The 19,076-nt window shown below is 72.9% G+C and carries 13 protein-coding genes and 1 pseudogene; 9 read left to right on the forward strand and 5 right to left on the reverse strand.

The window, feature by feature from the left end; all coding sequences use genetic code 11:
• Positions 1 to 410: 410 nt before the first annotated feature.
• From IG02_RS0131375 to IG02_RS44015, 4 genes are all read right to left on the reverse strand, one after another.
• Positions 411 to 2,129 carry a sulfite exporter TauE/SafE family protein gene (locus IG02_RS0131375; protein WP_030755564.1) on the reverse strand — a complete coding sequence of 573 codons (1,719 nt, stop codon included), beginning with the start codon at positions 2,127 to 2,129 and terminating at the stop codon, positions 411 to 413.
• A complete protein-coding gene (locus tag IG02_RS0131380) occupies positions 2,126 to 3,676 on the reverse strand; it encodes a tetratricopeptide repeat protein (protein WP_078854975.1) in 1,551 nt (516 codons plus the stop codon). The genes IG02_RS0131375 and IG02_RS0131380 overlap by 4 nt, the downstream gene beginning before the upstream one ends.
• A gap of 93 nt (positions 3,677 to 3,769) precedes the next feature.
• A complete protein-coding gene (locus IG02_RS0131385) occupies positions 3,770 to 5,320 on the reverse strand; it encodes a DUF4331 domain-containing protein (RefSeq protein WP_030755572.1) in 1,551 nt (516 codons plus the stop codon).
• Positions 5,321 to 5,727: 407 nt separating this feature from the next.
• Positions 5,728 to 5,805, reverse strand: a complete 78-nt coding sequence (locus tag IG02_RS44015; protein ID WP_370443954.1) for a 50S ribosomal protein bL37 — start codon at positions 5,803 to 5,805, stop codon at positions 5,728 to 5,730.
• A gap of 251 nt (positions 5,806 to 6,056) precedes the next feature.
• Between IG02_RS44015 and IG02_RS0131390 the strand changes: the two genes are divergently transcribed.
• The 9 genes and pseudogenes from IG02_RS0131390 (at position 6,057) to IG02_RS0131430 (ending at position 18,238) form a co-directional block, all read left to right on the forward strand.
• Complete coding sequence (locus IG02_RS0131390; RefSeq protein WP_037804808.1) at positions 6,057 to 7,106, forward strand: LacI family DNA-binding transcriptional regulator; 1,050 nt, start codon at positions 6,057 to 6,059, stop codon at positions 7,104 to 7,106.
• Positions 7,103 to 8,221 (forward strand): 2-hydroxyacid dehydrogenase, encoded by a 1,119-nt coding sequence (locus IG02_RS0131395; RefSeq protein WP_234314979.1) that lies wholly within the window; start codon positions 7,103 to 7,105, stop codon positions 8,219 to 8,221. The genes IG02_RS0131390 and IG02_RS0131395 overlap by 4 nt, the downstream gene beginning before the upstream one ends.
• Positions 8,218 to 9,525: a D-mannonate dehydratase ManD gene (manD, locus tag IG02_RS0131400; protein ID WP_078854976.1), complete on the forward strand. Its 1,308-nt coding sequence runs from the start codon at positions 8,218 to 8,220 to the stop codon at positions 9,523 to 9,525. Before IG02_RS0131395 ends, manD begins: the two co-directional genes overlap by 4 nt.
• Before the next feature lie 8 nt (positions 9,526 to 9,533).
• Positions 9,534 to 11,078, forward strand: coding sequence for a mannitol dehydrogenase family protein (locus IG02_RS0131405; protein WP_037804843.1), 1,545 nt, complete (start codon positions 9,534 to 9,536; stop codon positions 11,076 to 11,078).
• A gap of 57 nt (positions 11,079 to 11,135) precedes the next feature.
• A complete protein-coding gene (locus IG02_RS0131410; protein WP_030755586.1) occupies positions 11,136 to 12,164 on the forward strand; it encodes an NAD(P)-dependent alcohol dehydrogenase in 1,029 nt (342 codons plus the stop codon).
• Positions 12,165 to 12,603: 439 nt separating this feature from the next.
• Positions 12,604 to 14,037, forward strand: coding sequence for an MFS transporter (locus IG02_RS0131415; protein WP_078854977.1), 1,434 nt, complete (start codon positions 12,604 to 12,606; stop codon positions 14,035 to 14,037).
• Positions 14,038 to 14,285: 248 nt separating this feature from the next.
• Positions 14,286 to 14,756, forward strand: a pseudogene (locus IG02_RS42335) (FAD-binding oxidoreductase); the annotation flags it as partial.
• A 601-nt stretch (positions 14,757 to 15,357) separates the two neighbouring features.
• Positions 15,358 to 17,157, forward strand: a complete 1,800-nt coding sequence (locus IG02_RS0131425) for a thiamine pyrophosphate-requiring protein (RefSeq protein WP_030755595.1) — start codon at positions 15,358 to 15,360, stop codon at positions 17,155 to 17,157.
• A gap of 61 nt (positions 17,158 to 17,218) precedes the next feature.
• Positions 17,219 to 18,238 (forward strand): SDR family oxidoreductase, encoded by a 1,020-nt coding sequence (locus IG02_RS0131430; protein WP_030755597.1) that lies wholly within the window; start codon positions 17,219 to 17,221, stop codon positions 18,236 to 18,238.
• 49 nt (positions 18,239 to 18,287) lie between these two features.
• Here IG02_RS0131430 and IG02_RS0131435 read toward each other — a convergent pair whose 3' ends face one another.
• Positions 18,288 to 19,067, reverse strand: coding sequence for an Fpg/Nei family DNA glycosylase (locus tag IG02_RS0131435; protein WP_030755600.1), 780 nt, complete (start codon positions 19,065 to 19,067; stop codon positions 18,288 to 18,290).
• Between the last annotated feature and the right edge of the window lie 9 nt (positions 19,068 to 19,076).

Genomic DNA, 19,076 nt, shown 5'->3' on the forward strand with positions numbered 1-19,076 from the left:
CGCCCACTCCTCAGGGTTGACATCGACCACGCCGTCGATTAAAAGGCGAGCCGCCCCACAAGGGAGTCCCTTATCAGGACTCGTCGTTTTGCTCGCACGGAAGTTTCGTGCTTAACTCACTCCAGCAGAATGATCATGGAAGCTTCTCTAGTTGAGTGAGATTCGCACCTTGTTCCAGAACCTGCCGACAGTCCTTATTTGTGCACTTTTCGCATGCATTCCTTGTGTGCAGCACATTGACTTGAATCCTGCAACAGAAACAGTGCGCCCCGGAGTTTCCCAATTCGCCCAGGGAGAGCATCCCGTCGGCATCTTTCCGCATCAACAGACAGCGTAACGAAAACACGCTCGTCTCCCCGACCACTCGCGTACTGGGCCCACCGCACCCTGCGGTGGGCCCTCGCGTGTTTTCAGCCCAGCGCCGTCGCCACGCCCCGCAGGAGCAGGCCGCAGCCGAGGACGAGGACCACCGTGGCCGAGGCCAGGGGGGCGGCTCGGTGGACGAGGCCGGCGAGGCGGCCGCCGGGGCGGCGGGCGAGGCGGCGCGTGGTCGTCTCCCGCAGGCGTACCACCGCGAACCCGGCCGCCGTCAGGGTGAGGGCCAGACCCGCGCCGTAGGCCAGGACCAGCAGGAAGCCGAACCACGCCTGGCCCAGGGCCGCCGCTCCGACCAGGACGACGACGGCCGACGGACTCGGCACCAGGCCGCCGGCGAGGCCCATCAGGATGACGCCGCGCAGGCCCGGTGCGGGCGGGGTGTGGCTGTGCGTGTGCGGGTGCGCGTGGTCGTGCGGGTGCGTGGGTGGATGCGGGTGCGGGTGGTCGTGGGCCTTGGCGTCGGCGAGGCCACCCGATGCCCCCGGTCCCGAGGACCCCGGCCCGGACACGGCGGCCGACACCGGCACGCGCTCCTCCGTGTTCGCGTGCGTGTGGGTGTGCGAGTGGCCATGGCCGTGCTCGTGTGTGTGCCCGTGGTCGTGCGCGTGGCCGTGAGTGTGACCGTGACCGTGCGCGTGGTGGCGTCCGCGCCATGCCTTGCGCACCAGCAGCACACCGGCCGCCGCCACCAGCGCGCCACTCGCGATGCCCAGCCAGGACACCACGGTCGGTGCCGCCGCCGAGCCCGCCGCGATCAGGCCGCCCAGGGCGAAGACCCCCAGGGTGTGCGTCAGGGTCACCGAGGCCCCGAGCGCCAGAACGTCCCGCAGCGAGCTGCGGCCACCGGCCGTGGCGGCGGCCGCCATCATGGTCTTGCCGTGGCCCGGGGCCAGCGCGTGCCCCGCGCCGAGCACCAGGGAGGCGCCCAGGGCGAGCAGCGCGAACCCGAGGGACAGTTCGTGCCGGGCCACCAGTGCCGTCAGCGCCTGCGCCCAGCGGTCCGCTCCCCGCGGCAGGACGCCCGCCACCGGCGAGCCGGAGCCGTCACCGGCGGAGGCCGAGGTGTCCGAGGTGCCGGACGACCCGGCCAGCGCGGGGCCGCCGGGTTCCGCCGAGAAGGCCGCCGAGCGGTCGTCGGCCGGCGAGGAGAGCAGGTCCTCGGGGTACGCGGTCAGCCGCCGGGACAGCGAGTCCCGCGGTACGTCCGCACCCTCCAGCGTCATCCGGTCGCCGCGCGCCGTGATCTCCCGCCACCCCGTACCGGTCGTGGCGTCCGCCGGGCGGAACTCGACGCGTACGTCCCCCTCGTCCGGGAGCGGAGCCGTCAGCGCGCAGGTCACCCGTAGCGTCCGAAGTCCCGCTTGCCCCGGCCGTTCCCGCGCCGAGGCGCGCTCCGCCGAGACCGCTTCGGCGGTCCCCGCGGTCCCTGCCGCCCCGTCACCCCCGACGGTCAGCCCGGCCCCGGCCGCCGCCGTGTCACAGCGGGCCCGGGCCCACGCCGACAGTTCGGCCTCGGAGAGCCGGTCGTCGCCGTCGGTGTCGATACGGCGGCGTTCCTGCGCGGCCGGGATCTCCGCCAGGTCCTCGACATGGTCCACGCGCAACGTTCCCGGCGCGACGACCAGACCGTCGTACTGGTTGACGGTGAAGTTCCCCAGCGGGTGCGCCTGCGCCGCCGGGGCCATGATCAGGGCCGAGGCCGCGCCCGCCACCAATGTGGCGAGGACGGCCGCGGTACGGCGGTGGTTCACTGCTTCTCCTCCAGCTCCACCAGCGCGGACCTGGCCTCGCGCGCCCCCGTCGGGGAGAAGCCGGGGTTCAGCTCCAGCGCGGCACGCAGATCGCGGCGCGCCGCGTCGTCGTCGCCCAGGGCGCGCTCGATCATGCCGCGATGAAAGAGGAACGAGGCGTTCCGGTAGCCCGGTGAGGCGGCCGTCGCCTTCTTCGCGTACGTCAGCGCTTCCTCGTCCTTGCCGTTCGCGTGCAGCGCCCAGGCGAGCGCGTCCGCCGTGTGGACGCTCTCGCGGCGCGCGAACTCCGCGCGCGCCGCCGTCAGGGCGTCTCCGGTATCGCCGTGGTCGGCCTCGATGAGCGCGGACTCCAGGTCGGTGGCGACACCGCTCGCGTCCGCCAGCTTCGTCCAGGCGCCGACGAGCGCGTACTGTTCCGCCGCCCGCTCCGGCCGGCCGGCCGCCTCTCGCAGCTCTCCGAGCGCGGCGAGCTGGCCCGGCAGGGGGTAGCGCCGTACGACCTCCTCGAGATCGTCCAGTGCGCGCTTCGTCTCTCCCCGGGCCGCGTAGGTGCGTCCCCGTCCCTCCAGCGCCGGTACGTAGCGGGGGTCGGCGCGCAGCGCGGTGGCGTAGTGCTCCAGGGCGCGCGGGTACTGGCCCTGGCTCCAGGCGAGTTGGCCGAGCGCGGTGGCGACGTACGCGGTGTCGGCCGGAGTCGCGGCCGAGTCCAGCGCCCGCAGCAGGACCTGGCGCGCCTTCGTCACATCGCCGCGCAACTCCAGTACGTACGCGAAGCGCGTGAAGACCGGAATGCCGGGGCGGCGCCGGTCGGCGAGGCGGACCGCGCTCCACGCGTCGTCGTAGCGGCCCAGTTCGACCAGCGCGTCGACGCGGCTGGACAGTGCCGTCTCGCTGTACGGGTTCACCCGCAGCGCCCGGTCGGCCTCGGTCAACGCGGTGCGGAAGTCGTGCCGGGCGGCGGCCAGCGCCGCCCGGCCGGCGAGCGCCGCGTCGTTGTCGGCGGCGGGGCGCAGCGCGAGCGAGCGCGCGAAGGCCCGCTCCGCCTGGGGGTAGCGCATCGGGTCGCCGCTGGTCCGCGCCTGCTCGACGTACGCGGCGCCCAGCGTCGCCCATCCGGTGGCGTCCTCGGGCCGTGCCCTGAGGTGTTTCTGCAGGCCCTCGATGCCCTGGGTGAGGTCCCCGGCCGCCAGTCTCTCGACGGGCACCGCCGCCGCGAGGACGGGGGCGCCCGCGGGGGAGGGGCCGGTGTCACCGCTGGTTCCGAGGGCCACCGACGTGGCGGTGAGACCGGTTGCGACCGCCATGACCGCGGCGATCCGCCACCCCCGGCGCGCCCCGCGGCCCTGGCGCTGCCCCTGGTGCCGCTCCTGGTCCTGGTCGGGCGCCTGCTGCCGCGCCCGGTCCTGGCCCTGCTCCGGGCTCCGGTCCTGCTCCGGGCCCCGGTGCGGGTCCTGCCCGTGGTTCTGCTCATGGTCCTGCTCCCGCCGGCACTCGCGCTCCCCCTCGCGCTCGCGCCACCGCGCGAACCGCGGCTTCCCTACGGGCATGTCTCTCGCCTTCCTCGGTCCTCTGGATGATCTCGGGGCGGCCGGACGGCCGTACGCCCGGTGGGCACACGGCCGCCCGTACCTGACGTTGTGTCAGCCCAGCCAGGTACCGCGCGCGGAGCGGCGGCGCGAGCGCATCCAGATCAGGCCGAGACCGATCACCAGCACCGCGGCGGCGGCCCCCGTCGCGGCGGAGGCGAACATCACCGTGTTGCTGCCCCAAGACGCGGTGAGCGAGGAGATCCCGCCGGTCAGACCCGTCGCGCCGCTCTTCGCTGAGGCGGCCTCCGCGCGGGTGTCGGAACCCGCGGTGGGCAGCGCCACATACGGGAAGGCCTTCTCGAAGTCCTTGTCGTTGGCGTCGACCGAGTCGCTCAGGTCGTTCTCCGCGCCTACCAGTTCGCCCTCGACCACCTGGAGGGCGATGTCCAGCACGTCGTCGGTCAGCCGGCGCCCGTTGGGGAAGCCCGCGTTGTCACCGTCGAGCACGCCCAGCCGCTTGGGCTCGGCGACCGGCTTGATGGAGGTGTTCAGGCGCAGCATCTCCGACGGTGTGACCTTCGGGGGCTGGTTGAGGTCCTTGACGCCGGTGAGGAACACCTCGACCAGGTCCTCACGGGGTTCCGCCGGTGCCTTGATGTCGAAGATCGCCTCGACGAGCTTCGGCAGTTCGGGTTCGGTGACGTTCTTCAGGAAGTCCCCGTCGTTCTCCGGCGAGGAGGCGTTGAACTTGTCCTTGTCCTTGACCGGGTTGACGACCTCGTTGACCAGCGGCATGCCGAGTCGCGAGACCTGGGTGAACTCTCCGTACGCGTTCTTGCGCGAAGTGGTCGAGTAGATGCCGACGACCGGCTGTTCCTCCGACTCCCGGATGTAGGAGTTGGGCACCTGGAGGGCGATGGTGTTGACGTTGTAGCCGTTCAGTGTGTCGTTGCCGACCTCGGAAAGATCCCCGCCGTACAGCAGGTCGAAGACGCGCAGGTCGAGGAAGAACGGATCGTCGGCCTGGCCCGCGAAGCTCTTCATCCCGCCCGGGAGTTCCTTGACGGCCTGGTCGCGCAGCTTCTTGTAGTCGGGCATCGACGCCTTGCCCACGTTCGACGGGGCGACCGGCAGGCCCTCGGCGACCTTGTGCTTCGAGGCGACCTTTCCGTGCTTCAGCCGCAGCAGTTCGATGTCGTAGGTCTGGGTGAAGTTGAGGTCCGCGTCGTCCAGGCTCTCCACCGGGCCCGTGTTGTAGAGGAAGGTGTCCTCGTTCTTGCGGTGGTCCTTGAAGGTGAACCGGTACAGCAGGTCGTCCTGGGCGTCGCCGTCGCTGTCGATGTGGATGTCGTAGCGCGCGTCCGTGGCGAAGGTGTAGAAGTTCGGCCCGCCCGCCGGTTCCTGGAACGGCAGCCAGTTGGCCACCACCGTGGTCGTGTCCGGGTGATCGGGGCTGACGAACGCGTACACATCCGTGTTGTCGTACTGCGGTTCACCCGAGATCAGAGGTGCCTCACGGTGGCTGGAGGCGTTCGCCGTGCCCGGCGTCAGCACGGCCACGCCGGCCGCCGCGAGCCCCCCGGCGGCCAGCGCGCCACTGACGAGCAGTGCGACACCGCCGCGTTTCCGCCCCGTGCGCCGGCTTGTGGTGTGTGCGGTCATCGCAGTCCGTCCTTCATCCGTCATCGCGCCTGTTCCGGCCCGCTGTTCGTCCATTACGTGCGCGGGGCCCGCCGTGTTCGATCTCCTCGGCACGAGTTGCCACGTCCGTCCGTGACGCGTTTCGTGCGCGTGGTGCGTTCGTGCGTGTGGTGCCTGTGGCGGGCCGCCGCGCGGCGTGTCCTACACGGGCCATTCGGGGCGGGTGGGCGGCTGGATTGGTCGGATCGCTAAAAAATTTCCGGCCGGGCCGAGGGGTGACTCGGCGAGGCCGGAGGACTTCTGACGGAAGGCCGGAAAGCGAGGTGAGAGACGGCCGGCGGGCTTCCCGCCCGCTCCGTACGCGCGCGCTGCGACGCGGCACGCGAGGCGAGGCGGGAGGAAGCCCGCCGGCCGGTGGTCCGCCCCGCTCAGGACTGAGGACGGCTCCCGTGGTTCGCGCCGTTCTTGCGGCGCGCCTTCTTCTTACGGCGACGCTTCGACGACATGCCGTCTCCTTTCTTCAGGGGCCTTGTCCCGGTCTTTTATACCGGTTCACACCGTTCCACACCGATTTCGCGGCGGTGATCTTGGGGCGCGTACCCGGAGCCGCACGCCCCACCCTCGATGTGAGGCACCTCACGGCAAGCCGAGGGCCTTGCCAATAATTCGGCAAGCGTTGACAAGTTTGCGCAACGGTGACGACCATGAAATATGTCGTTCACCCGCCCCTCGCTCCTCCGTCCGTGACGGAGCTGCCATGGCCCCCACCCTGACCGACGTGGCCAAGAGCGCCAACGTCGCACTCTCCACCGCCTCCCGCGCCTTCAGCGACCCGGGCCGGCTCGGACCGCAGACCTTGCGCAAGGTGCTGACCGCCGCGCAAGAGCTGGGATACGAGCCTCCCGTGGTCCGTGGTCCGACCCAGCCGGCCGAGGCTCCCGCGGCCGGCTCGGACGACAGCGGTACGGCCACCGTCGCCGTGATCGTGCCGGACATCGCCAACCCCGTGTTCGGGGCCTTCGTGAAGGCCGCGCAGGGCGAGGGCTGGCACCGCCGGCGGACGGTCGTCCTCGCCGACACCGATCTCAGTCCGGACCGCGAGCGCGAAGTCATCGCCCATCTGCGGGAGCGGGCCGACGGGCTGATCGTCTGCTCCCCGCGACTGGAGGCGGACCAGGTCCTGGACCTGTGCGGCCGTACCCCGGCGGTGCTCGTCAACCGGGAGACCTCCGGCGCGGACTGTGTGATCGCCGACGCCGCCCACGGGCTGCGCCAGGCCGCCGAGTACCTGGCCGCGCTCGGGCACCGGCGGATCGCCTACGTCCAGGGCATGCAGCGTTCCTGGTCCAACGCGCACCGGGTGGAGCTGATCCGCGCCGAGGCCGAACGGGCTGGTCTGGAACTGGAGTTGCTGGGCTGGCAGGCGGAGACGGCGGACGGCGGCACGGCCGCGGCGGCGAGCGTGATGGCCTCGCGCGCGTCGGCGGTGATCACACACAACGACCTGGTGGCGTTCGGTGTGATCTCCGGCGCGCGGGCCCTCGGCCTGAGCGTCCCGGAGGACCTCAGTGTGATCGGCGTCGACGACATCCCGTTCGCCGAGGTGTCCCAGCCGTCCCTGACGAGCATCTCCGTGCCCATGGCCCGGGCGGGCGCGGTCAGCCTGGAGATGCTGGGCCAGGTGATGGCCGGCGAGCGGCAGACGCCCCGCACACTGCGACTGCCGACCCAGCTCATCGTGCGCGCGTCCACCGGACCGGCCGGACCCGCCACCCCCCGCACCACACCGAAGGAGGACCTGGCGTGAGCGCCGACGCCCCCGCGCCCGAGGGAAGCCGTCCGACGGCTTCCGCACTCCCGGACGCACCCGAGTCCGCCCCCGGACCCGCAGCCACGGCCACGCCCGCCGTCGCCACCGCACCGGAGCCGCCCGGCGGCCCCACCGTGGTCGTCGTCGAGCCGAACTTCGCCTTCCTGCGCACCGAGTTCGAGCGGGCCCTGCCCGAGGGCAGCCGCGTCCGCTGGCCCGACCCCGGCGACCCCGCCGCCGTCGAGGCCGCCCTCGCGGACGCGGACGTCCTCGTCTCGGGCCGCTGCACGCCCGCCATGGCCGCCGCCGCGCCCCGGCTGAGGCTCGCGCACGCCTCCGGCGCCGGTACGGACGGCATCGACATCGACGCCCTCGCGCCCGGTGTCCAGGTCGCCAACACCTTCCACCACGAGGACTCCATCGCCGAGTACGCCGTGGCGGCCGCGATCATGCTCCGCCGCGGCTTCCCGAGGCAGCACGCCGCGCTGCGCGAGGGGCGGTGGGACTCCCCCTCCTACGATCCGGGCGCCCCGTGGGTGGACACGCTGGCCACGGCCACCGTCGGCTTCGTCGGCTTCGGCCATATCGGGGCCCGCTGCTGGCAGCGCTTCCGGGCGTTCGGCGCCCGGGGCATGGCGGTGACCCGACGCGGGGAGGTGGACGCGGCGGCCCATGGACTGGCCCGCTCGGAAACCATGGACGGACTCGAGCAGCTGCTGGAGACCTCGGACGTGGTCGTCGTCTCCGCCCCGCTCACCCCCGGCACCACGGGCCTGATCGGCGCGGCCGAGCTGGCCCGCCTCGGCCCGTCCGACGTGCTGATCCATGTCGGCCGCGGCCCGGTGGTGGACGAGAGCGCGCTCTACCGCGCGCTCCGCGACCGTACGCTCGGCGCCGCCGCGATCGACGTCTGGTACCGCTACCCGGCGGGCGGGCACACCGCCGCCCCCGCCACCCATCCCTTCGAGACGCTGGACAACGTACTGATGACTCCGCACACCTCGGGCGTCACCCGCCAGACCTTCGAACACCGCGTGCGGGACATCGCCGCCAACATCGGCCGGCTCGCCGCGGGCGAACAGCTCCACAACGTCGTGGCGGTGGCCCGATGACCACGGCCGGAACGGCAGCGGCAGCGAACGCGGGCACAGGAACGGCTACAAGTACCTGCGGCGACAAGGGCGTTGACACGGGAACGGGCGCCGACACCATCGTCGCCGCCGAGGTGCTGGTGACCAGCCCCGGACGCAACTTCGTCGCCCTCAAGATAACCACCGCGCAGGGCCTGGTCGGCTGGGGCGACGCCACGCTCAACGGCCGCGAACTCGCCGTCGCCTCCTACCTCCGCGACCATCTCGCCCCGCTCCTGATCGGCCGCGACCCGGCGCGGATCGAGGACACCTGGCAGTACCTCTACCGCGGGGCCTACTGGCGGCGCGGTCCCGTGACCATGACGGCGATCGGCGCGGTGGACATCGCGCTGTGGGACATCAAGGGCAAGGCCACCGGTCAGCCGGTCTACCAACTGCTGGGCGGGGCCGTCCGGGACCGGATCCTCACGTACACCCATGCCACCGGCTGGGACGTCCCCCAACTGCTCGACTCGGTCGACGCGCGCCGCGCGGAGGGCTTCCTCGCGATACGCGCGCAGAGCGGCGTCCCGGGCCTCGACACGGTGTACGGGGTGACCAGGGACGGCGTGGGGTACGAGCCGGCCGGCCGGGGCGCGGCTCCCGCGGAGGAGGTCTGGGACACGGAGTCCTACCTGCGGCACGCGCCCAAGGTGCTGGCCGAGGTACGGGAACACGTGGGGCCGGAGGTCAGGCTGCTGCACGACGCCCACCACCGTCTCACCCCCGGGCAGGCGGCCGGCCTGGGCCGCGCGCTCGAAGAGGTGAACCTGTTCTGGCTGGAGGACGTCACTCCCGCCGAGAACCAGGAGGTGCTGCGGCACGTCCGCCGGCACACGACCGTCCCGCTGGCGATCGGCGAGGTGTTCAACACCGTCTGGGAGTGCCAGAGCCTGATCACCGAGCAGCTCATCGACTTCGTGCGGACCTGTGTGACCCACGCGGGCGGGATCAGCCATCTGCGCCGGATCGCCGCCCTCGCGGAGATCTGGCAGGTACGGCTCGGCCCGCACGGTCCCTCGGACGTCTCCCCCGTCGCGCTGGGCGCGTCGCTGCACGTCGGCCTGTCGACACCGAACTTCGCCATCCAGGAGTACATGGGGTACGAGCCGCTCGTCCACGAGGTGTTCCGGCACGCGTGGAGCTACGCCGACGGCCATCTGCACCCGGGCGACCGGCCCGGAATCGGGATCGAGGTCGACGAGAAGCTGGCCGCCCGGTTCCCCTACGAACCCGCCTACCTGCCCGTCGCCCGGCGCCGCGACGGCTCGATGACGGACTGGTGACCGCGCCCGTGACCACGACGACAACGACAACCCTGCCGCGCCTGGGCCGGGAGACGGCCGCCGCGCGGGCCCGGTCGCGGCCGGCCGCCCCGTCCGGCACCGGGATCGTGCACCTCGGACTCGGCAACTTCCACCGCGCCCACCAGGCCGTGCACACGGCCGCCGCGCTGGCGCACACCGACGGCCCGTGGGGCATCCTCGGGGTGGCCGGCCGGACGCCGGACGTGGCCCGGGCGATGCGGGAGCAGGACCTGCGCTACTCGGTCCTGGAGATCTCCCCCGAGCGCACCCGGATCACGGTCCCCGCCGTGCACACCGGCGCGCTGGTGGCGGCGGAGCAGCCGGAGGACGTGCTCGACGCGCTGGCGGCGCCCGCCACGGCCGTCATCACCCTGACCGTCACGGAACACGGCTACACGTTCTCGCCGCGCACCCACGGTCTCGACCTCGACTCCCCGGACGTCCGGGCGGACCTGCGCGGGGACGCGCCCGCGCGGACCACGATCGGGCGGATCGTGCGCGGTCTGCAGCGCCGCCTGCGCCGGCACGCCCGGCCGGTGACGGTCCTGAGCTGCGACAATCTCGTCGGCAACGGCGAGCTGACCGGCCGGCTCGTGCGGGAGTTCACCGAGGCGCTGCCCGCCGCGGAACGCGAGGAGCTGGTGCCGTGGCTGGAGAGCGCGGTGACGTTCCCCGGCTCCATGGTCGACCGGATCGTCCCGGCCACCACCGACACCTACCGCGACGCGGTCGCCGCGCGCCTGGGCCTGTACGACGCCGTGCCGGTGCCGGCCGAACCGTTCAGCATGTGGGTGATGGAGGACCGGTTCGCCGCGGGACGGCCGGCCTGGGAGCACGGCGGAGCGCTGTTCACGGCGGACGTCGAACCGTACGAACTGCTCAAGCTCCGGCTGCTCAACGGCACGCACTCGCTCATCGCGTACCTGGGCGCGCTGGACGGGCGGGAGACGGTCCCGGACTCCGTCGGGCGGCCGTTCGTCGCCGAGGCGGCGCGCCGTGTGCTGTACGACGAGTACCTGCCCAGCCTCACCGTGCCCCCGGATGTCGACCCGGACCACTACGCCGGGCAGTTGTTCGACCGCTGGGCCAATACCGCGCTCGGGCACCGGACGCGGCAGGTCGGGTCCGACGGCTCGGTGAAACTGCGCCAGCGGGTCCCCGACCCCGCCCTGCTCCATCTGCGGGCGGGCCGGATGCCGCACCACCTGGCGCTGACCGTGGCCGCCTACCTGTGCTGCGTGACCCCGCCGCCCGGTTTCGAGCCGGGACCGCACGCCGCCGCGATGGCCGATCCCGCCCGCGAGCGGCTCCGCGCGATCGTCGCCGGCGCCGCTCCCGGCACCGGTGTGCGCGGCGCCGCGGCCGTCCGCGCGGTCCTGGAGAGCGGGCTGCTGGGCGACGGGCTGACCGAACATCCGGAATTCGCCGCCCGGGTCGCCGAGTTGGCCGATGTCATCGTCCGGCACGGCCCGGCCGGCGCGGCGGCCGACGCCCTCCTCGCCACGGACGGCGCTCCCCGTCCCCCCGACTGACCCCGCCCGCCGACCTCGCTCTTTCCCTCAGAGACTCCCTCACAAGGACGTGAGAACGTGCTCCTCCCCGACACGACCCGCGCCGCCGTCCTGCACGGCCCGGGTGACCTCCGTACAGAACACATCCCCCTGCCCCCGCTCGGCCCCGGCGACGTGCTGGTCACGGTCGACGCCGTCGGTGTGTGCGGCTCGGACATGCACTACTTCGCCGACGGCCGCAACGGCGCGAACACACTGCGCCGGCCGACCGTGCTCGGCCACGAGGCCGCCGGGACGGTCGCCGCCACCGGTTCCGGCGTCGCCCTGGTGACCGGTACCCGGGTCGCGGTGGAACCCGCCGTGGGCTGCGGCGCCTGTCCGACCTGCCGCTCCGGGCGCTACAACCTCTGCCCGAACGGTGTCTGCCTCGGCTCGCCCCCGACACACGGGGCCTTCGCCGAGTCCGTCGTCGTCCCCGCACGGGCCGTGCACCCACTGCCGGACGCCGTGCCCCTCGAGCTGGGCGCGCTGATCGAGCCGCTGGCCGTCGCCGTGTGGGCGGTACGCCGCGCCGAGATCGGCCTCGGCGACCGGGTGCTGATCACCGGCGCGGGGCCCATCGGCCTCCTGGTCCTCCAGGTGGCACGCGCCGCGGGCGCCGCCGAGGTGATCGTCACCGACGTCAACGACGCCCGGCTGGACCGGGCCCGCGCCTTCGGCGCCGACGTCGTGCTCAACACGGCCGGGCGCGAAGACCTGGGACTCGACGGTGTGGACCGGCTGGTGGAGTGTTCGGCCCATCCGGTCGCGCTGTGGCAGGGCCTGCGCACCCTCCGCCCCGCCGGCCGGGCAACCGTCGTCGGCCAGGCCGGGATGTCGGTCGACGGACTGCCCCTGGCCCATCTCCAGCGGTGGGAGATCGATCTGGTGACGGCGTTCCGTTACGCCCATGCCTTCCCGACCGCCCTCGCGATGGCCGCCGACGGCCGCGTCGATCTGGCGGGTATTCTCACCGGGCGTTTTCCTCTGGACCGGGCGGCCGACGCGCTGCGCGCGCCCCAGCAGGACCCGTCGCACCTCAAGGTCGTCGTCCGGCCCGGTGACTGACTCCACGGTCCAGTAACCCTCCCGACTCCTCGTCCCCTCCCTCGCGGCCACGACCACGTCTCTCCCCGCCCGTACGGCCCGCGTGCCCCTCCGTACGGCCCGTCCCGGTCCGTCCGGACCGGTCCCCACTCAGCGGGCCCGCCTCCCGTCCGCCTCCCGGCGTCGCACCCCCGTCGGGCCGCGGCCCCGGCCGACCGCGCCACACCGCGGGCAGGCCCACATCCGGCGATGCCCTCCTACCGGCACCGCGCGGTCCCATGTCCCGTATCCCGTACCGGCACCGCCGTACGGCACCCACGCCCCACCGGCGCCTCTCACGCCCGCTTCCCCACTCTCCCGCTTCCCCGCTCTTCTCCCTTCCTCCGCTCTTCTCCCTTTTTCCCGGGGCTTCTCCCTTCCCCGGACTTCTCCCCCCGGTCCGTCCAAGGAGGCATGGATCATGGAAAAACACCGCACCACCGCGCCCGGCGCCCCGCCCGCGGACCCACGGGCCGTACGCCGGGCCGCCTGGGCCGGCCTCGTCGGCACGGCGCTCGAACAGTACGACTTCGTCATCTACGGCACCGCCTCGGCCCTGATCTTCAGCGAGCTGTTCTTCCCCAACGTGTCGGCGACCGTCGGCATGCTCGCCAGCTTCAGCACCTACGCGGTCGGCTTCGCGGCCCGGCCGCTCGGCGGGCTCTTCTTCTCCCGCTACGGGGACCGTCTCGGCCGCAAATGGATCCTCGTCACCACCCTGCTCCTGATGGGCGGATCCACGCTCGCAATCGGACTGCTGCCCACCTACGGCCAGGTGGGCGTGTTGGCACCGATCCTGCTGCTGATCTGCCGCATGGGCCAGGGTTTCGGTGCCGGCGCCGAGCAGTCGGGCGGTGCCACCCTGCTCACCGAGACGGCCGCCACGGGTCGGCGCGGGCGGCTCTCGTCGCTGGTCATGGCGGGCGCGGCACTCGGTACGGCACTGGGCGCGGTGGCCTGGATCCTGGCCCAGCGGCTGCCCGACGACGCCCTGATGAGCTGGGGCTGGCGGCTGATCTTCGCCAGCAGCCTCCTGGTGACGGTCGTCGCCATGGTCATCCGCCGCAAGCTCACCGAGAGCCCGGTCTTCCAGGAGCTCAAGGAGCAGCGCGAGCGCCCCGCCTCCCCGGTCAAGGAGGTGCTGACCCACGGCCGCAGGCCCATGCTGCTGGTGCTCTTCATGAACGTCGGGATCAGCGCGCAGTCGTACACGTACCAGGTGTTCATGGCCTCCTACCTGGTCTCCACCGTCGGCGTCGCCAAGGACTTCGTTCCGGAGGTGCTGCTCCTCGGCGCGATCTGCGGCGGCTTCGCGGCGATCGGTTTCGGCACCCTCTCCGACCGGTTCGGGCGGCGGCCCGTGTACTCCCTGATCCTCACCGCCCTGGTGCTGCTGCCCACCCCCACCTTCATCGCGCTGAACACCGGATCCAAGGCGGCGATCACAGTGGCGATCGTCATCGGGTTCGTCCTGGCGTGCCAGGGCGCGGTCGGGGTGCAGATGAGCTACTTCCCGGAGCTGTTCGGCAACCGCTACCGGTACGCGGGCGTCACCCTGGGGCGCGAGTTCTCCTCGGTCGTCGGCGGCGGTGTCGCGCCACTGATCTGTACGGCGCTGGTCTCCGCGTTCGCCGGCTCGTGGGTGCCGGTGGCCGTCTACATGTCACTGATCACGGCCATCAGCCTGATCGCCGTCCGGCTGTCGCCGGAGACCCGGGACCGCGATCTGAACATCGCGGCCGACGCCACCGGGACGACCGCGGCGGTACCGGTACGGGAGACGGCGACCGACGGCGACGACGAGCACGTGGCCCGGCGTCCCGCCCCGGACTCGGGGCGGGAAGTCCCCCGCTGACCGGGGCGGCGCTCCGGCGCGGTCCAGGCGGGCCCCGCGTCCGGACGGCGGCCCGTGGCCCCGCCGCATCCGTTCCCGGGCCCGCCCGCCGTGCCGGCCGCCGCCGGGCGGCGAAAACTCCCCGTGGCGCCCGGCACCACCCCTCGAGGGCATTCGGCGCAACCTGCCGTTTCAGCACGTTAGCCGCCGTCTTGTCCGGGAACGCGTGAGTGAGGCGGGCAGACTCGGCGGCGTACGAGGGAGGCACGGTGGCCACGGAGACGCACGGGTCCGGTTCCGCGCTGGACGTCAGGGCGCTGGAGGCGGCCCTGCGCGACCACGTTGCCGGTGAGGTCCGGTTCGACGCCGGCAGCCGGGGCGCGTACTCCACCGACGGATCGAACTACCGGCAGGTGCCGATCGGCGTGGTCGTGCCGTACACCGTCGACGCCGCGGCGACGGCGGTGGAGGTGTGCGCCCGGTTCCGGGCCCCGGTCCTGCCCCGTGGGGGCGGTACGAGCCTGGGCGGGCAGTGCGCCAACACCGCCGTCGTCATCGACTTCACCAAGTACTGCCACGGCCTGGTGTCGCTCGACACCGAGCGCCGGACCTGCGTGGTCGAGCCGGGCATCGTCCTCGACGAGCTGAACCGGCGGCTCGCGCCCCACGGCCTGCGGTTCGGTCCCAAGCCGTCCACCCACAGCCACTGCTCGCTGGGCGGGATGGTCGGCAACAACTCATTCCTGGCGTACGACGCCGACCGGGAGCTGATGCGGCGGGCCGGGATCGAGGCCGAGGTCCTGGACGCCGGGTGCTGCGGTCTCGCCGGGAACTTCGGCTTCGAACGCGGCCACCACGAACTGTCCCTGGCGATCGGCGAACAGGGGGTCCTGCCCGCCGTGCGGGACACCGCGCCCGGGGCGCTGGTCCTCGCGGACGGGTTCAGCTGCCGAACGCAGATCGACCAGGGCCGCACCGGCCGGCGGGCCCTGCACCTGGCGGAGGCGCTGTCCCTCGGGCTGGACGGGCCGCTGCCGGCCGACCGGCCGGAGAAGGCCGTCGCCCGGCCGGTGGCCTCCCGCCGCGACGCCGGGCTGCTGACGGCCGGCACCGCGGCTGCCGTCCTCGGAGCCGCCGCGGCCGGAGCGTACGCCCTGGCGCGCGGCGCGGGCCGCCGTGCGCGGGGCACCGTCCGGCGGGCGTAGTCCGGCCCGCACGGCTCGGCCCACACCCTGCGCGGTGGCCGAGTCCCCGGGCGCCGGGCCCTCACCGGGCCGGGAGCCGGCCGTGGAACAGGCGCCCATTCGTCCGTCCGTCCCACAGAGCACGAGAGGAGCATTCATGACGACCAAGGTGTCCGACTACATCCTTCAGCGGTTGCGCGAGTGGGAGGTCGACCATGTCTTCGCCTACGCGGGCGACGGCATCAACGGACTGCTCGCCGCCTGGGGCCGGGCCGAGAACAAGCCGCGGTTCGTGCAGGCCCGGCACGAGGAGATGGCAGCGTTCCAGGCGGTCGGGTACGCGAAGTTCTCCGGCCGGGCCGGAGTGTGCGCGGCGACCTCGGGACCGGGCGCCATCCATCTGCTCAACGGGTTGTACGACGCCAAGCTCGACCACGTGCCCGTGGTGGCGATCGTGGGGCAGACCAACCGCAGCGCCATGGGCGGCTCCTACCAGCAGGAGGTCGACCTGCTGAGCCTGTACAAGGACGTGGCCGCCGACTTCTGCGAGATGGTGACCGTCCCCGAGCAACTGCCGAACGTCATCGACCGGGCCCTGCGCACGGCGTACGCGAAGCGGACGGTGACCGCCGTCATCATCCCCGCCGACGTGCAGGAGCTGGACTACTCGCCGCCGACGCACGCCTTCAAAATGGTGCCGTCCAGCCTGGGCGTCGCGTCGTCCGCGCCGGTCCCGGCGGAGGCCGACCTCGACCGCGCGGCCGAGGTCCTGAACGCGGGCGAGAAGGTCGCCGTCCTGATCGGGCAGGGCGCGCGCGGGGCGCAGGAGGAGGTACGGCGGCTCGCCGACCTCACCGGCGCCGGGGTGGCCAAGGCGCTGCTGGGCAAGGACGCGCTGCCCGACACACTGCCGTACGTGACCGGCGCGATCGGTCTGCTCGGCACGCGGCCCTCGTACGAGCTGATGCGCGACTGCGACACGCTCCTCGTGGTGGGGTCGAGCTTCCCGTACACCCAGTTCCTGCCGGAGTTCGACCAGGCACGTGCGGTCCAGATCGACATCGATCCCTTCATGATCGGTATGCGCTACCCCTTCGAGGTCAATCTGGTCGGGGACGCTCGGGAAACGCTCAGGAGTCTGCTGCCGAAGCTCAAGAAGAAGCGGCACGGCTCCTGGCGCAAGAAGATCGAGAAGGACACGGACCGCTGGTGGGAGGTGATGCGGGCGCGAGCCGCCGTGGAGGCGGAACCGATCAACCCGGAGTACGTCGTGCACGCGCTCGACGCGCTGCTGCCCGACGATGTGATCCTGACGGCCGACTCGGGCTCCGCGGCCAACTGGTACGCCCGGCACCTGCGGATCCGCGGCACCATGCGCGGCTCCCTGTCGGGCACGCTCGCCACGATGGGACCGGGGGTGCCGTACGCGATCGGGGCCAAGTTCGCGCATCCGGACCGGCCCGCGCTGGCTCTGGTCGGCGACGGGGCCATGCAGATGAACGGCATGGCGGAGCTGATCACCGCCGCCAAGTACTGGCGCGACTGGGAGGACCCGCGGCTGATCGTCGCCGTCCTCAACAACCAGGACCTCAACCAGGTGACCTGGGAGATGCGCGCCATGTCGGGCGCCCCGCAGTTCCTGCCGTCCCAGGCGATCCCGGACGTGCCGTACGCGGACTTCGCCCGGTCCATCGGGCTGGACGGGGTCCGGGTGGAGAAGCCCGGCGAGGTCGAGTCCGCCTGGCACAAGGCGCTGGGCGCGGACCGGCCCTACGTGATCGACTTCCGCACGGACCCGGCCGTGCCGCCGATCCCGCCGCACGCGACCCTCGACCAGATCGAGGCCGCCGCCTCGGCGATCGTCAAGGGTGACAGCGACCGGGCCGGGATGATCCGGCAGGGCCTGAAGGCCAAGGTGCAGGAGATGCTTCCGGGCCACCGGCACCGCGAGGAGTGAGCGGTCCGGCGCCGGAACTTCCGAAAGCGCAAGCCGCACGAGCAACGAGCGAGGAGGCCGTATGGCCCAGACCGTCGTCATCACCGGCGCGAGCGCCGGCATCGGCCGCGCGACGGCCCGGATGTTCGCCCGGCGGGGCGCCGACGTGGCCCTGGTCGCCCGGGGCCGGGCCGGGCTCGACGCCGCGGCGGCCGAGGTGGTGGAGCTGGGCGGCCGCGCGCTGCCGCTGCCCACCGACGTGGCCGACCACGCTCAGGTGGCGGAGGCCGCGGACGCGGCCGAGGCCGCGTTCGGGCCCGTCGACGTCTGGGTCAACGCCGCCTTCACGTCGGTGTTCGCCCCCTTCACCGACATCACTCCCCAGGAGTACCGGCGGGTCACCGAGGTGTGCTACCTCGGCTTCGTGCACGGCACACGGGTCGCGCTGGAGCGGATGCTCCCCCGCGACACGGGTGTGATCGTGCAGGTCGGATCGGCGCTCGGCGTCCGGTCGATCCCGTTGCAGTCGGCGTACTGCGGCGCCAAACACGCCGTCAACGGCTTCACCTCCAGCATCCGTACGGAATTGATGCACCGTCACAGCCGGGTGCGGATCACTGTCGTCCAGATGCCGGCGGTCAACACGCCCCAGTTCTCCTGGGTGCTCTCCCGGCTGCCCCGCCATCCGCAGCCGGTGCCGCCGATCTACCAGCCGGAGGTCGCGGCCCGCGCCGTCGTCCACGCGGCGGACCATCCGCGTCGCAAGCAGTACTACGTCGGCGCCTCCACGGTGGCGACCATCCTGGCCGACAAGGTGGCCCCGGCGCTGCTGGACCGCTATCTCGCCCGTACCGGTTTCGACTCGCAGCAGACGGACGAGAAGGTGGCCGCCGACCGGCCCGACAACCTCTGGCACCCGCTGGACGGCCCGGACGGCCACGATTTCGGTGCGCACGGAGCGTTCGACGCGCGCTCGGCCGGGCACAGCCCGCAGGCGGCACTCGCGCGTCACCCCTGCGTCGTGGCGGCGGCGCTCGCGGGCACCGTCCTGGGCGCGCGGGGGCTGCGCAGAGTGCTGGCGCGCGGGCAGCCGGCCGGCTGACGTCCGCCGTCGACCGCCCTTCCGCACGTCACCCGGGCCGTCGGTCGCGTCACCCGGGCTGGCAGTGGGGGCACCACACGGTGCCCCGGCCCGCGATCCGGCCCCGGCGCAGGGGCGTACCGCAGCGCGGGCAGCACGCGTCGGCGCCGTCTCGGTGGCCGGTGAGCCAGCTCGCGCGCGGCGGTACGCGGCCCGCCCGTACCGCCGCGCGCACGGTGCGCCGCATGTCGGCGTAGAGGCGTTTGCGCTCGGCGTCGGTGAGGGTGGCCGCCCGGCGGCCGGGGGCGAGGCCGGCGCGCCACAGGATCTCGTCGGCGAGCAGGTTGCCGAGCCCGGCGAGGCGGGACTGGTCGGTGAGGGCCGCCTTGAGTCCGCCCCGACGGCCGGTCAGGTACGCGTCGAACCCGTCCCGCGTGATCTCCCCGGCGTCGGGGCCCTGGCGTGCCAGGAGGCGTTCGACGTCCGTCTCGTCGGCCAGCCACAGGCCCTTGAGCTTGCGCTGGTCGCGGTAGCGGAGCTGGCGGTCGGGGCCGACGGTGAACACGACGCGGTCATGACCGTGCCGCTCGTCGTCGGGCCGGCAGCACACCAGCGTCCCGGTCATGCCGAAGTGCAGCAGCAGGGTGGGTCCGTCGGTGCGGGCCAGCAGCCACTTCCCGTGCCGTTCGGCCTGGGTGAACCGGCGGCCCTCCAGCCGCTCGCGCAGCCGGCCCGCGCCGATCCCGTGCAGGACGCCGCTGTCGTACACCTGGACCCGCCGGATCCTCCGGCCGCCCGCGCAGGACTCCAGGGTCGCGCGGAAGGCTTCGACGTCGGGCAGTTCGGGCATCTCCGGCTC

Source organism: Streptomyces sp. NRRL F-5135 (assembly GCF_000719775.1).
Taxonomy (GTDB): domain Bacteria; phylum Actinomycetota; class Actinomycetes; order Streptomycetales; family Streptomycetaceae; genus Streptomyces; species Streptomyces hebeiensis.

Excerpts from the sequence above, each read along its gene's own strand:
- IG02_RS0131380 (WP_078854975.1), bottom strand. The coding sequence starts at position 3,676 with ATGCCCGTAGGGAAGCCGCGGTTCGCGCGGTGGCGCGAGCGCGAGGGG.
- IG02_RS0131385 (WP_030755572.1), bottom strand. The coding sequence starts at position 5,320 with ATGACCGCACACACCACAAGCCGGCGCACGGGGCGGAAACGCGGCGGT.
- IG02_RS44015 (WP_370443954.1), bottom strand. The coding sequence starts at position 5,805 with ATGTCGTCGAAGCGTCGCCGTAAGAAGAAGGCGCGCCGCAAGAACGGC.
- IG02_RS0131390 (WP_037804808.1), top strand. The coding sequence starts at position 6,057 with ATGGCCCCCACCCTGACCGACGTGGCCAAGAGCGCCAACGTCGCACTC.
- manD (WP_078854976.1), top strand. The coding sequence starts at position 8,218 with ATGACCACGGCCGGAACGGCAGCGGCAGCGAACGCGGGCACAGGAACG.
- IG02_RS0131415 (WP_078854977.1), top strand. The coding sequence starts at position 12,604 with ATGGAAAAACACCGCACCACCGCGCCCGGCGCCCCGCCCGCGGACCCA.
- IG02_RS0131425 (WP_030755595.1), top strand. The coding sequence starts at position 15,358 with ATGACGACCAAGGTGTCCGACTACATCCTTCAGCGGTTGCGCGAGTGG.
- IG02_RS0131430 (WP_030755597.1), top strand. The coding sequence starts at position 17,219 with ATGGCCCAGACCGTCGTCATCACCGGCGCGAGCGCCGGCATCGGCCGC.
- IG02_RS0131435 (WP_030755600.1), bottom strand. The coding sequence starts at position 19,067 with ATGCCCGAACTGCCCGACGTCGAAGCCTTCCGCGCGACCCTGGAGTCC.